We start from the raw sequence: 13,525 nt of genomic DNA, 5'->3' as shown, positions 1-13,525 counted from the left end.
CGTCACCTTCATTGATCCTTCGGCGCCATCGGCGCCGCTTGGTCAGAGCATGCCCTTGCCGGCCTGTTCCGCGCCTCTCGCAAAGGCGGAGGAAGGTGGCTCGTGCAATTCGAACACGTCTTCCGTCAGGTAGGGGCCGCCGCCGACCGAATCGCGAGAGGACAGCAGCACGAAACGGGAGACCGTGAACGGGTTGGTGAAAAAGCCGCCGCGGCCCGAGAGGTAGTGCACGACATCATCGACGCGTGAGGAGCGCAGGCGCGCCAAGGTGACATGCGGCGTGAATTTTCGCGGGTCGGCGGGCAGGCCGAGACGCTGGCAGATGCGCTCGATCTCGGCCTGCAAGGCCATCAGTTCAGGGGGATTGGTCACGCCGGCCCAGACGGAATGCGGCTTCTTCGAGCCGAAGGCGCCGGTTCCCGTGAGTTGAAGCTGGAATTCCGGCCGCTCGATCCGGTCGAGGCGATCCACGATCTCATCGGCCGTGCGGTTGTCGACATCGCCGATGAAGCGGAGGGTGATGTGGTAGTTCTCGACGTCGATCCAGCGGGCGCCCGGAAGGCCTCCGCGCAGGAGAGACAGGCTCATCGCCGCATTGCGCGGGATTTCGAGGGCGGTAAACAGTCTCGGCATGACGAGCTCCCCGAATCTTGCAAACACCTCTTGCAGACATCCCAGCCGACCACGATGCGCCGCGGCAGGCAACTACAAATTCGCACCCGCAATATTTGTCCAACGATGATTAACGCCCGCTGAACGCCGAACCGCGTGCCGAGGTCCAGCCGGATCGGTCCGTCGCGTCATTTCGGCAATCCCTCGATGAAGCTTTCCACCACGGGCAGCATCCGCTCCACCATGACGCCGACGCCCTTGGGGTTCGGGTGCATGCCGTCCTCGATCTTCAGGCCAGCATCCTCCACCACGCCATCGAGGAAGAAAGGATAGAGCGGGACGCCATAGGTTTTGGCGAGATCCGGATAGATCGGGTTGAAGCGGTCGGCATAGTCGCCACCCATGTTCGGCGGCGCCAGCATGCCGACCAGAAGCACGCCGATACCGCGCGCCTTCAGCTTCTCGATCATCGCCACCAGGTTCTTGCGGCTCTCCTCGGGCGGAATGCCGCGCAACGCATCGTTGGCGCCGAGTTCGAGGATGACGCCCTTGGTGCCATCCGGGACGGACCAGTCGACGCGGGCAAGGCCGCCCGACGTGGTATCGCCGGAAACGCCGGCATTGGAGATGGAAACGTCATGGCCCTTGTCGCGCAGGGCCTTCTCCAGCCGCGCGGGGAATGCGTCGTCCGGCGGCAGCTGATAGCCGGCCATCAGGCTATCGCCGAAGCCGACGATCTCGACGGGCGCGGCCTGAATCGGGCCTGCCACGATCAAACCTGCGAGAGCAGCCAGGAAAAGCGCCCCGAAACCTTTCATTCGCATCAAGCCGCCCCTAAATCCGGATGTGAGCAATTGCAGCATAATCCTTATATAGGGCGGACCCCGTGGCAAAAACCATGATCGAACTGAAAAATGCGGATCTGACCCTTGGGCAGGCTGCAGCGTCCGTCCATGTGCTGAAGGGCATGAGCCTGGAAATCGATGCCGGGCAATCGGTCGGCATCGTCGGCCCCTCCGGCTCGGGCAAATCGACCCTGCTGATGGTGCTTGCCGGATTGGAGCGTCTGGACAAGGGCGAGATCGTCATCGACGGTACGCCGTTGCAGGGGCTGAGCGAGGACCATGTGGCCGATTTCCGCGGCCGCAACATCGGCATCGTCTTCCAGTCCTTCCACCTCATTCCCAATATGACGGCCCTCGAAAACGTTGCGGTGCCGCTCGAGCTTGCCAATGTACGCGATGCCTTCGACATCGCCCGTCGCGAGTTGACGTCGGTCGGGCTTGGCGAGCGGCTGTCGCATTATCCGGGGCAACTTTCGGGCGGCGAGCAGCAGCGCGTGGCCATCGCCCGGGCGCTCGCGCCCTCGCCGAAACTGCTGATCGCCGACGAGCCGACCGGCAATCTCGACACCGAAACCGGGCGCCAGATTGCGGACCTGATCTTTTCCAAGCAGGCCGAGCGCAACATGACGCTGATCCTCGTGACACACGACAACAGCCTGGCTGCGCGCTGCTCGCGTCAGATCAAGGTGCGTTCCGGCATTATCGTGGATGATGGGCGCTCGGTGACCGATCTCGCGCCTTCAGCGGTTTCGGCGTGATGGTGTCCTTGCGCCTGCCGGATCTTTCGCTCGCTTTGCGGCTGGCGCTGCGCGAAATGCGCGGCGGCCTGTCGGGCTTCTATATCTTTCTGGCCTGCATCGCGCTGGGAACGGCGGCGATTGCCGGCGTCAACTCGCTGTCGCAGGCCATCACCGGCTCCATCGCCTCGCAGGGGCAGGCGCTGCTCGCCGGCGATATCCGGTTCGAGCTGAACAACCGTCTGGCCAATACCGAGGAAAAGACCTTTCTCGACGGTGCCGGCGATGTCTCTCTTTCATCGGGACTTCGGTCCATGGCGCGGCTTCCCGATGGTTCCAACCAGGCGCTGGTGGAACTGAAGGCGGTGGATGCCGCCTATCCGCTCTACGGCACGGTTGAAAGCCAGCCGCAGGCGCCGCTTTCGGCGCTTCTCTCGGCTGATAAAGGCACCTATGGCGCACTCGCGGCCCCCCTGCTTCTCGATCGTCTCGGCGTGAAGACGGGCGATACGCTGCTGATCGGCAATGCGCGGGTCAGGATATCTGGCACGCTGGTGCGCGAGCCGGATGCCCTGTCGGACGGTTTCGGTTTCGCGCCGCGGCTGATGGTGTCGCAGGCGGCGCTGGCGGCGAGCGGCCTTGTGCAGACAGGCAGTCTGGTGGAACATGCCTACAAGCTGCGCCTTGCCGATCCCTCAGGCGTGCCGGCCGTGCGCGCCCTAGCGGAACAGCAGTTTCCGCAGGCGGGATGGTCCATCCGCTCCAGCCAGAATGCCGCACCGTCGCTGACGGCGAACATCACGCGCTTTTCACAGTTCCTGACGCTCGTCGGGCTGACCGCGCTGATCGTCGGCGGGGTCGGTGTCGCCAATGCTGTTCGCGCCTATCTCGATGCCAAGCGCGGCGTCATCGCCGCGTTCAAGTGCCTGGGCGCCCCCGGCGCGCTCGTCTCCACCATCTATCTCATCCAGATCCTGCTGATCGCAATGATCGGCATCTTTATCGGCCTCGTCATCGGCGCGATCATTCCGTTGGTCGCCGCCCGGTTCCTTGCCGATATCCTGCCGATATCAACGGATCTCCAACTCTATCCCTCGGCACTCGGTCTCGCCGCCCTGTTCGGGCTTCTGACGGCGCTCGCCTTTGCCTGCCTGCCACTCGGCCGCGCCCGCAGCGTGCCGGCAACGGCGCTCTTCCGCAATCAGGACTTCGACCGCAGCCGGTGGCCGACCTGGCCCTATCTAGCGGCCGCGGCATTGAGCCTTGCGGCACTTGGCGGCCTCGCCATTTTCACGGCTTACGACCGGATGATCTCGCTGGTTTTTCTCGGCGCCATCGCCTTTTCGTTCGTCGTGTTGCGCGGTGTCTCCGTTCTGGTCGCGGCTCTCGCGCGGCGCAGCCCGCGGGTGTCCTCACCCGCTCTGCGGCTGGCCATCGGCAATATCCATCGGCCGGGCGCGCTGACGCCCTCCGTCGTTCTCTCGCTGGGCCTTGGGCTCGCGCTGCTGGTGACATTGGCGTTGATCGACGGAAATCTGCGGCGGGAGTTGACGGGCAATCTGCCGGAGCGCGCGCCCAATTTCTTCTTCGTCGATATCCAGGGCAGCGAGATCGAAGGCTTTCGCTCGTTGTTGAAGACGGCGCTGCCGGCGGGCAAGGTCATCGAGGTGCCGATGCTGCGCGGCCGCATCCTTGCCTTCAACGGCGAGGACGTCGCCAAGCGCGAGGTCGCGCCGGCCGGACGCTGGGTGCTCCGGGGCGACCGCGGCATTACCTATGCGAAGAACCTGCCGGAGAATTCGCGTCTTGTGGAAGGACAGTGGTGGCCGGACGGCTATAGCGGCGAGCCGCTCGTGTCCTTCTCCGAGCAGGAGGCGCGCGAACTGAACCTGAAGGTCGGTGACACCGTTACCGTCAACGTGCTCGGTCGCAACATCACGGCGCGCATTTCCAACTTCCGCACGGTCGAATGGGAATCGCTGTCGATCAATTTCGTCATGGTGTTTTCCCCCAACACCTTTGCCGGCGCGCCGCATGCCTGGCTTGCAACCGTCATCGATCCCTCGGCCACGCCGGAGCAGGAGGCGGCGGCGCTGCGCCAGATCACCAACACCTATCCGACCATCACCAGCGTACGGGTTAAGGATGCGCTCGACATCGTCAACGGCCTGCTGGGGCAGCTGGCAACAGCGATCCGGGCTGCGGCCGGCGTCGCGCTCGTCGCCTCGGTTCTCGTGCTTTCCGGCGCGCTGGCCGCCGGCAACCGCGCGCGTATCCATGATGCGGTGGTGCTGAAGACGCTGGGTGCGACCCGCGCGACGCTGATCCGGGCCTTCTGCTACGAATATACGATCCTCGGCCTCTCGACCGCGATTTTCGCACTTCTGGCGGGCGGTGTGGCGGCATGGTTTGTGGTGGCCCGCATCATGACGCTGCCCTCGTCCTTCCTGCCTGACGTGGCGTTCCTGACCATTGCCATCGCCCTGATCATGACGGTCGGCATTGGACTTGCGGGTACTTGGCGCGTGCTTGGGCAGAAGGCGGCGCCTGTTCTTCGCGATCTCTGAAGCGCGTCCCGCATTACATTTGCGTCATGCGACAGAGCCGCCCTTGAGAATAGGGCGGTTCCGCATCATATTGTCCTCAGGCTTGCTGAAGCTCCGCAGCGGTGCCCGGTCCGAGTTCTCTCGAGACCTGTCCGTCACTTCGAGCTGATATGAGGATAAGAATGTCCGATCCCAGAAACTTTCGCATGCAGACCGCCGGCGCGCGCGCTGACGCTGCTGTCGACCAGGGCCTGCGCGCTTACATGCTGCGGGTCTACAATCTCATGGCGCTCGGCGTCGCCATCACCGGCGTCGCCGCTTTCCTGGCTTTCCAGTTCGCATTTGCCGATGGGCAGCTGACCGCGTTCGGCCAGGCGATCTATGTCAGCCCGCTGAAGTACCTGATCATGCTGGCTCCGTTCGGCATGGTGCTGTTCCTGAGCTTCCGGATCAATTCTATGAGCGTCTCGGCTGCTCAGACCACGTTCTGGCTCTATGCCGCGCTGATGGGCCTGTCGCTCTCGTCGATCATGCTGATCTACACGGGTCAGAGCATCGTGCGCACGTTCTTCGTGACCGCGGCCTCCTTCGGTGCGCTGTCGCTCTACGGCTACACGACGAAGCGCAGCCTGTCGGCCATGGGTTCGTTCCTGATGATGGGTCTGTTCGGCCTGATCATCGCCTCGATCGTCAACATCTTCTTTGCGTCGTCGGCTTTGCAGTTCGCAATCTCGGTCATCGGTGTGCTGATCTTCGCAGGCCTTACCGCCTACGATACGCAGCGCATCAAAGAAATGTACTTCGAGGGCGATGGTTTCGAGGCAGCCGGTCGCAAGGCGATCATGGGTGCGCTGACGCTCTATCTCGACTTCGTCAACCTGTTCCTCTTCATGCTGCGCTTCCTCGGAAACCGCAACTAAGCACAGAACAGGTCTCGACTTGATCAATGGAAAAGGCGGCTTGGCCGCCTTTTTTCGTGCGCGGGCGCTACCGTCTTGATCGGACGGGGGGAATATGGAAGGAACCGGGGGAAACCGATGTCTTTTGAGGTTCTGCCATGTCCTTCACTTTGCGTGATGCCTCCCTCGCCGATATTCCTGCCATTACGGACATCTACAGCGAGTCCGTGCGCAACGGCGTTGCCACCTACGAGATCGCCGTTCCCGACCAGGCGGAAATGACGACGCGCTTTTCCACCATCACCGAAAACAGCTATCCCTATATCGTCGCAGAAGACGCGGACGGGATCGTGGTTGGCTATGCCTATGCCTCGGCCTTTCGCATGCGCAGCGCCTACCGGTTTCTCGTCGAGGATTCGATCTATCTCGCGCCCGAAGCACGCGGGCGCGGCGTCGGCACGGCGCTTCTGAAGGAGTTGATCGCGCGCTGCGCGGATCTCGGTTTCCGCCAGATGGTGGCCGTCATCGGCGGCGCGCATCCCGCCTCCATCGCCGTCCACCGGTCGACAGGATTTGTGGATTGCGGGACGATGAAGGGAAGCGGGTTCAAGTTCGGCCGCTGGCTCGATACCACATTCATGCAACTGGCCTTGGGCGAAGGTGTCGATAGCCTGCCGGCCGATGGCGTCTATCCGGATACGCTTTACGGAGCCTGACCGCGCGCCTTGCGGGCAATCCTCTCTTGCAGCTTCGCCCGCATCGTCAGCTCTTCACGACCTTCAGCAGCTTGTCGAAGACCTTCAGCACCTGCGTGAGCTCATGCCCGCGCTTCAGAATCATGCCGTGCGTGTTGACCACGGCATAGGCGCCCTGTTTCGCGGCAAGCTTCGGCACCTTCTCCACACGGTAAAGCGGCTGTTCGCCCGAGCGTTTGAAGACGGAGAAGACCGCCTTGTCGCGCATATGGTCGAGCGCGTAGTCGCGCCACTCGCCTTCTCCCACCATGCGGCCATAGACCCACAGGATCTGGTCGAGCTCTCGGCGGTGGAAGGTCACGGGAAGAGGGTCTTTGGCATGTCGATAGTCGCTGAGATCGACGACCACGCTTTCAGATGCCTTGGGGGTTTGGCGATCTTGCAAATCCGTCTGATCGGTCATGCACATTCCGGCCTTTTGTTATGACAGGACGGTAACAGTGTGCCTGAGTGCCGCTGAAAATCAAGCTTGAACGGAAATGTTGAGACGCAGCCGCTCACAACTCCTGAAGCAATGGCTTTTTTTGCACTGCCGCATTGCGGTCAAACCGGTGCCTGAATTCGAGGCTTAACTCTGCCGCGTCGCCGCTGCTTCGGTTCTCCGAAGTACCGCGCGCTGCCCGGCCGGTCGACCAGCGTTTCTTGTTTCGCCGGCTCGGGGTTTCTGTGCAGCTTGCCATGCCCGACCTCCGGTCACGCGGGCGCACAGATGGTCCTGATCGGGATCGGCCTCCGGCCTTTGCCGCTTAGACCACCCGGTCCGGTGATATCGAAACCCTCAGCCCCCAGCCCTCGATATGCCGGACCGGGCAATTTTCCTGTGTCTCGCGGCAAGCCTATTGCGCTGCCATCAGCGTTGCCGCCCCGACGATGGCGCCGGGGGTTTCCGCGTCCTTCATCTGCTGCAGCAGGATCGCACAGCCACTGTCCTTCTCCTGATCGAGCACGGAGGCGGGCAGCACGAAGCGGGCGGACTTCCCGTCCCACATGCCGATCGTCTGAATGTCGCGCACGGCGTGCCAGTAGGACATCTTCTTGCCGCTGTTCTCACCCTTTTCCACGTCCACCACCTTCTGGCGATTGAAGTAGACGATAACGACGTTGGCTTTGCCGTTCCCTTCTCCAATCGTGATATCGATCTCGTCGTCCTTGCGCTCGGCCGAAATCGGAACCTTCATGCCAGCGTCTGCGCCGCTGAGGGCGATCAGCCGTCCCTTGATGCCCGAGAGATTGGCGCCGTTCACCTGATCCCGACCGTTCAGCACGGCCTGTGGCGTGTAGACGCCGTTGCGGCCAAACATCTTGGCATAGGCATATTGACGGGCGGTGTTCTCCTTCGAGGCGAGCGTGTCTGCCCAGCCGAGGTAATTCCAGTAATCCACGTGATAGGAGAGGGCGACGATGGAGCCGTCGTCGATCAGGTGCTTCAGCGCGGCGTCGGCCGGGGGGCAGGAGGCGCAGCCTTGGCTGGTGAAGAGTTCCACGACGCCCTTCGGCTGCGTGACCTCCAGCCCGCTGTCCGCGGTCTTCGCCACGATCGTCTGCGGCGCCGCTTCCCGTACCGCTTCTTGCGCTGCAGCCGGGAAGGCTGCCAGCACGAAGAGGCTGCCGATCAGGCTCAAACGAGAGGTCTTGAAGGCGGGCATGCAGGGTCCACTTCGGGCAGATTCCAATTCGGGCAGGATTGCGGCAGCCGGAAACCGCTCTTTCATACGCCGCAGCGTCCTCAACACAAAGTCACGTTGGAGTGAAATTCTGGCGATGACCGTCTCTGCGCGCCGGACATGCAAAAGGCCGGAACGCGGTTCCGGCCTTCGCAATGTTCAGATCTTTGCGCCTCAGGCGGCGAGGTCGCGCAGAACCGTCTGCAGGATGCCGCCATTGTTCATGTAGGTGACTTCATCCAGCGTATCGATGCGGCAGATCAGCGGAACCTCCTTCACCGTGCCGTCGGCATAGGTGATGACCGCGGTGCGCTTTTCACGCGGCTGAACGTTCGTCAGGCCCTCGATGGTGACGATCTCGTCGCCCTTGAGGTTGAGCGAAGCCCATGTCGTGCCGGCCTCGAAGACGAAAGGCACGACGCCCATGCCGACGAGGTTGGACCGGTGGATACGCTCGAAGCTTTCGGCGATCACGGCCTTGACGCCCAGCAGGTTGGTACCCTTGGCCGCCCAGTCGCGCGAGGAACCGTTGCCGTATTCGCCACCGGCGAAGATGACGAGCGGAACGCCCTCTTCCTTGTACTGCATGGCCGCGTCGTAGATCGACATCTCTTCCTTCGACGGATAGTGGAAGGTGTAGCCGCCTTCCTTGCCGTTCGGGCCGAGCATGTGGTTGCGGATACGGATGTTGGCGAAGGTGCCGCGCATCATCACTTCGTGGTTACCGCGACGCGTTCCGTACTGATTGAAGTCGGCAACGCCGACGCCGTGACCCGTGAGGTAGGCACCGGCAGGCGATGCCGCCTTGATCGAGCCGGCCGGCGAGATGTGGTCGGTCGTGATCTTGTCGCCGAACAGGCCGAGGACGCGGGCGCCCTTGATGTCGGAGATGCCGGAGCCCGACTTGCCCATGCCCACGAAGTAGGGCGGGTTCTGCACATAGGTCGAATCATCATCCCAGGCATAGGTCTGGCCGGCGGGTACCTGAACGGCCTGCCAGTTGACGTCGCCCTTGAACACGTCCGCATACTTGCTCTCGTAAAGCTCGCGCGTGACGTATTTCAGGATGAATTCCTGGATCTCGTGCGAGGTCGGCCAGATGTCCTTGAGGAACACAGGCTGACCATCCGAACCGATGCCGAGCGGCTCGGTCGTGAGGTCCTTCTGGACCGTGCCGGCAAGCGCATAGGCAACGACCAGCGGCGGCGAGGCGAGGTAGTTCGCCTGGACGTCCGGCGAGATGCGGCCTTCGAAGTTGCGGTTGCCGGAGAGGACGCCAGCCGTGATCAGGCCTTTGTCGTTGATCGTCTTGGAGATCGGCGCCGGCAGCGGGCCGGAGTTGCCGATGCAGGTCGTGCAGCCGAAGCCAACAAGGTTGAAGCCGAGCGCGTCGAGATCCTTCTGGAGGCCCGACTTCTCGAGATATTCACCGACGACTTGGCTTCCCGGAGCGAGCGAAGTCTTGACCCACGGCGCGCTCTTCAGGCCCTTGGCGACAGCGTTGCGGGCGAGAAGGCCGGCCGCGATGAGAACCGAGGGGTTGGACGTGTTGGTGCAGGAGGTGATGGCGGCGATCGCCACGTCGCCATGGCCGAGATCGTAGTCCGTGCCTTCGACCGGATAGCGGTTTTCCAGCTGGCCGGGCTTCTTGTAGTCGGCTTCGAGCGACGTGGCGAAGCCGGGTGCGATGCCTTCGAGCGGGATGCGGCCTTCGGGACGCTTCGGGCCGGCCATGGACGGCACGACGTCGCCGAGGTCGAGTTCCAGCGTGTCGGTGAAGACCAATTCGGCGCCATCGCCATTGCGCCACATGCCCTGCGCCTTGGAATAGGCTTCGACCAGTGCGATCCGGTCCGTCGTGCGGCCGGACATGGTGAGGTAGTTGATGGTTTCGCCATCGACCGGGAAGAAGCCGCAGGTCGCACCGTATTCCGGACCCATGTTGCCGATGGTCGCGCGGTCGGCCAGCGTCATCGAATCGAGGCCGGGGCCGAAGAATTCGACAAACTTGGAAACGACGCCCTTCTTGCGCAGCATCTGCACGACGGTGAGCACGAGGTCCGTCGCGGTGACGCCCTCCTTGACCTTGCCGGTGAGCTTGAAGCCGATGACTTCCGGCAGGAGCATGGAGACGGGCTGGCCGAGCATGGCCGCTTCCGCCTCGATGCCGCCGACGCCCCAGCCGAGCACGCCGAGGCCGTTGATCATCGTGGTGTGGCTGTCCGTGCCGACGCAGGTGTCGGGATAGGCAACCGTTTCGCCGTCTTCTTCCTTGGTCCAGACCGTCTGGCCGAGATATTCAAGGTTGACCTGGTGACAGATGCCGGTACCCGGGGGGACGACGCGAAAATTCTTGAAAGCCTGCTGGCCCCACTTGAGGAAGCGGTAGCGCTCGCCGTTGCGCTCGTATTCGAGTTCGACGTTGCGGGCAAACGCGTTCGGCGTGCCGAACTCGTCGACGATGACGGAGTGGTCGATGACGAGATCGACGGGCACCAGCGGGTTGATCTTTTCCGGATCGCCGCCGAGCGCCACCATGGCGTCGCGCATGGCCGCGAGATCGACCACGGCGGGAACGCCGGTAAAATCCTGCATGAGCACGCGGGCCGGGCGGTAGGCGATTTCGTTTTCAGCCGTGCCCTTGTCGTTGAGCCAGGCGGCAATGTTGAGGATGTCCTGCTTGGTGACGGACCGGCCGTCTTCGTTGCGCAGCAGGTTTTCCAGCAGGACCTTCATCGAGTAAGGCAGCCGCGAGATGCCGGCGAGACCATTCTCTTCGGCCTTCGGCAGGCTGAAATAGACATAGTCCGCGCCGTTGACCGTAAGGGTCGAACGACAATTGAAACTGTCTAGGGACTTGGACACTTGGATACCCCGTTCCGTCTGATCGCCATAAACTGACGTGCGAACGCCCGAGCGCCTGGAGGCGCAGATTGGGATGCGGGTACGGTCATTTCCGCTGTCCGCACGTGGAAAAAAAATTCCATGTTCGGCGCTAGGATGAAATTCACGCCGACCGCTGGCGTGTTGGGCGCGTTATAGATAATTTCGCCAAAACGTGCCAGATCGAACGCCGTCAATTCGAGACAATTTTTTTCAATGCGACCAACGTCGTAAAAGGACGATGAATGCCATTTCGCCTGCGTGTGGACGGGCTGGGTGCCAGCCGCGGCGAAGACCCGATCTTCCGGGCGGTTTGCCTGGATCTGGACGCTGGCGGCGCTCTGCTGGTGACCGGGCGAAACGGCACGGGAAAGTCCACCTTCCTGCGGACGCTCGCCGGGCTTCATCCGGCAGACAGCGGTACGATCCTGCTGGAAGGGATCGCCGACCCCACCGCGCCGGTGCGCGAATCACTTCACTATCTCGGACACCGTAACGCGATGAAGCGCGATTTGACGGTTGCGGAGAATCTCATCTTCTGGTCGCGCTTTAGCGGTCAGGGCGACGATGCCGCGACCAATGCGGAGGTCGCGCTGGAGGCGGTGGGCCTTGGCGGGCTCGGTCACCTGCCGTTCGGCTATCTCTCGGCCGGGCAGCAGCGTCGTGCGGCGCTTGCCCGGCTTCTGGTCGCGTATCGTCCCGTCTGGCTCATGGACGAGCCGACGGCAGCACTGGATTCGGCGAGCGAGCGGATGGTCGAGGCGCTGATCGCCGGACATCGCGCCACCGGCGGCATCGTCATCGCCGCCACGCATCAGGCTCTGGACGTTCCCGGTGCGCAGATGCTGACCATGACCGGCTTTGCGGTGCCGGCATGAGGATCGCAAGCGATCGTCCCGCGCGTTCGTCACTTCGGGGATGCCGGTCATGATGGCGCTCTATCTGCGCGACCTGAAGCTTGCGACCCGTGCCGGCGGCGGTGCGCTGACGGGCATCCTCTTCTTCATGGCCGTCGTCGCGGTCGTTCCCTTCGGGCTCGGGCCGGACCTGAAGCTCCTGGCGCAGGTGGGGCCGGCCATGCTGTGGATCGGCGCGCTGCTGGCCTCGCTTCTCGGGCTCGACCGCCTGTTTCAGGCGGAGCGCGAGGATGGCGCTCTGGACGTGATGTTGATGCAGGAGACGCCGCTGGTGCTTGTTGTCTTCGTCAAATGCCTCGCCCACTGGACCGCGTCCGGCCTGCCGCTCGTGCTCGTGTCGCCGCTGCTCGGGCTGTTTCTCAACATGGAACCGGCGGCCATCTTTGCCACCATGCTGACGCTTCTGGCGGGAACGCCGGCGATCACGCTGATCGGCGCGATGGGCGCCGCCGTCGCCGTGGCTCTGCCGCGCGGCGGGCTTCTCGTGTCGATCCTCGTGCTGCCGCTCGTCATTCCCGTGCTCATTTTTGGCGTCAGCGCGGCCTATGCCGCCGTCGAGGACCCCGCGCCCTTCCTGCCGCCGTTTATGATCCTTTCGGCCATCACGCTCTTCTTCGCCGTCCTCGGCCCGGCGGCAGCGGCGGTCGCCCTGCGCGCGTCTTCCGAATGACGCAAAGGTGACCGTGTCAGTGGCCGCGACGTTCATTGAAGCGGCCTCGTGAACTTGGTAGAGAGGTCGCATGCGTGAGAGAAGCCTTGCCATTCGCAGCTTTACCGACCTTGCCAATCCGACGCGCTTCGTCGCGCTGGCCGGGTGGCTGCTGCCATGGCTCGCCGGTCTGACGGCGCTGCTCTTTGCGGTCGGCCTGACGCTCTGTTTCACCACCGCGGCCGACTACCAGCAGGGCGAGACGGTGCGGATCATGTATATCCATGTGCCTGCCGCATGGCTGTCGATGATGGGCTATACCGTCATGGCGGCCTCCGCGCTCGGCACGCTCGTCTGGCGTCATCCGCTGGCCGACGTCGCAGCGAAATGCGCGGCACCCATCGGGGCCGGCTTCACGGCGCTGGCGCTCGTCACCGGCTCGCTCTGGGGCAAGCCGATGTGGGGCACGTGGTGGGTGTGGGATGCGCGGCTCACCTCCGTCTTCATCCTTTTTCTCATGTATCTCGGCCTGATCGCGCTCAACCGCGCCATGGACGATGCCGGACGGGCGGCGAAGGTTTCCGCCGTGCTGATCCTCGTCGGCTTTGTCAACATTCCGATCATCAAGTTCTCCGTCGACTGGTGGAACACGCTGCACCAGCCGGCAAGCGTGCTGCGTCTTGGCGGTTCGGCCATCGATCCGGAGTTCCTGCGCCCGCTTCTTGTCATGGCGCTCGCCTTCACCTGCCTGTTTTTCACGCTGCATCTGGCGGCGATGCGCACGGAAATCTGGCGGCGGCGCATTGCCGCCATGCGCCGACAGGCTGCGCGGGGCGCGGCGTCCGCATGAGCGCGCATCTCGGCTATGTCGTCGCCAGCTATGGGGCCGCGCTCGTCGCGGTCGCGACCCTCATCGCCTGGGTCGTTCTCGACGCGCGCGCCCGGCGCCGCGAATTGCGGGCGCTGGAAGAGGCCGGCATCCGCCGCCGCTCGGCCGGCGGAGGTGCACCGTGAGCGA

Annotated in this window: 13 protein-coding genes; 8 read left to right on the top strand and 5 right to left on the bottom strand. The window is 63.4% G+C overall.

What is annotated here, in order from left to right:
* Positions 1-42: 42 nt before the first annotated feature.
* Both thpR and GA0004734_RS02415 read right to left on the bottom strand, forming a co-directional pair.
* Positions 43-633, bottom strand: a complete 591-nt coding sequence (gene thpR / locus GA0004734_RS02420) for an RNA 2',3'-cyclic phosphodiesterase (protein WP_092930884.1) — start codon at positions 631-633, stop codon at positions 43-45.
* A 167-nt stretch (positions 634-800) separates the two neighbouring features.
* A complete protein-coding gene (locus GA0004734_RS02415; protein ID WP_245292466.1) occupies positions 801-1,430 on the bottom strand; it encodes an arylesterase in 630 nt (209 codons plus the stop codon).
* 68 nt (positions 1,431-1,498) lie between these two features.
* On the opposite strand from GA0004734_RS02415, the gene GA0004734_RS02410 reads away from it, so the two are divergent.
* The 4 genes from GA0004734_RS02410 to GA0004734_RS02395 all read left to right on the top strand — a co-directional run bounded on the left by GA0004734_RS02410 (position 1,499) and on the right by GA0004734_RS02395 (position 6,355).
* A complete protein-coding gene (locus GA0004734_RS02410; protein ID WP_092930880.1) occupies positions 1,499-2,215 on the top strand; it encodes an ABC transporter ATP-binding protein in 717 nt (238 codons plus the stop codon).
* A complete protein-coding gene (locus tag GA0004734_RS02405; protein WP_092930878.1) occupies positions 2,215-4,761 on the top strand; it encodes an ABC transporter permease in 2,547 nt (848 codons plus the stop codon). Before GA0004734_RS02410 ends, GA0004734_RS02405 begins: the two co-directional genes overlap by 1 nt.
* Positions 4,762-4,922: 161 nt before the next feature.
* A complete protein-coding gene (locus GA0004734_RS02400) occupies positions 4,923-5,660 on the top strand; it encodes a Bax inhibitor-1/YccA family protein (protein ID WP_092930876.1) in 738 nt (245 codons plus the stop codon).
* Between the two features lie 137 nt (positions 5,661-5,797).
* Positions 5,798-6,355: a GNAT family N-acetyltransferase gene (locus tag GA0004734_RS02395; RefSeq protein WP_092930874.1), complete on the top strand. Its 558-nt coding sequence runs from the start codon at positions 5,798-5,800 to the stop codon at positions 6,353-6,355.
* A gap of 46 nt (positions 6,356-6,401) precedes the next feature.
* Here the strand turns inward: GA0004734_RS02395 and GA0004734_RS02390 are convergent, their stop codons facing one another.
* The 3 genes from GA0004734_RS02390 to acnA form a co-directional block, all read right to left on the bottom strand.
* A complete protein-coding gene (locus GA0004734_RS02390; protein WP_092930872.1) occupies positions 6,402-6,797 on the bottom strand; it encodes a DUF2794 domain-containing protein in 396 nt (131 codons plus the stop codon).
* A gap of 433 nt (positions 6,798-7,230) precedes the next feature.
* The gene (locus GA0004734_RS02385; protein ID WP_092930870.1) at positions 7,231-8,040 is read right to left on the bottom strand and encodes a DUF1223 domain-containing protein; all 810 of its coding nucleotides are present in this window, start codon (positions 8,038-8,040) and stop codon (positions 7,231-7,233) included.
* Positions 8,041-8,232: 192 nt separating this feature from the next.
* Positions 8,233-10,923 carry an aconitate hydratase AcnA gene (gene acnA / locus GA0004734_RS02380; protein ID WP_092930868.1) on the bottom strand — a complete coding sequence of 897 codons (2,691 nt, stop codon included), beginning with the start codon at positions 10,921-10,923 and terminating at the stop codon, positions 8,233-8,235.
* A gap of 263 nt (positions 10,924-11,186) precedes the next feature.
* Here acnA and ccmA point away from each other — a divergent pair, with 263 nt between their 5' ends.
* The 4 genes from ccmA (at position 11,187) to ccmD (ending at position 13,521) form a co-directional block, all read left to right on the top strand.
* A complete protein-coding gene (gene ccmA / locus GA0004734_RS02375) occupies positions 11,187-11,819 on the top strand; it encodes a heme ABC exporter ATP-binding protein CcmA (RefSeq protein ID WP_092930866.1) in 633 nt (210 codons plus the stop codon).
* Positions 11,820-11,868: 49 nt separating this feature from the next.
* Positions 11,869-12,528 carry a heme exporter protein CcmB gene (gene ccmB / locus GA0004734_RS02370; RefSeq protein WP_092930864.1) on the top strand — a complete coding sequence of 220 codons (660 nt, stop codon included), beginning with the start codon at positions 11,869-11,871 and terminating at the stop codon, positions 12,526-12,528.
* Positions 12,529-12,598: 70 nt separating this feature from the next.
* Positions 12,599-13,357, top strand: a complete 759-nt coding sequence (locus GA0004734_RS02365; protein WP_092930862.1) for a heme ABC transporter permease — start codon at positions 12,599-12,601, stop codon at positions 13,355-13,357.
* Positions 13,354-13,521, top strand: a complete 168-nt coding sequence (gene ccmD, locus GA0004734_RS02360; RefSeq protein ID WP_092930860.1) for a heme exporter protein CcmD — start codon at positions 13,354-13,356, stop codon at positions 13,519-13,521. The genes GA0004734_RS02365 and ccmD overlap by 4 nt, the downstream gene beginning before the upstream one ends.
* Positions 13,522-13,525: the final 4 nt, after the last annotated feature.

It is taken from the genome of Rhizobium sp. 9140, assembly GCF_900067135.1.
Taxonomy (GTDB): Bacteria; Pseudomonadota; Alphaproteobacteria; order Rhizobiales; family Rhizobiaceae; genus Ferranicluibacter.
Note: the sequence above shows the minus strand (reverse complement) of the source record. Positions and strands in the feature narration are given on the sequence as shown.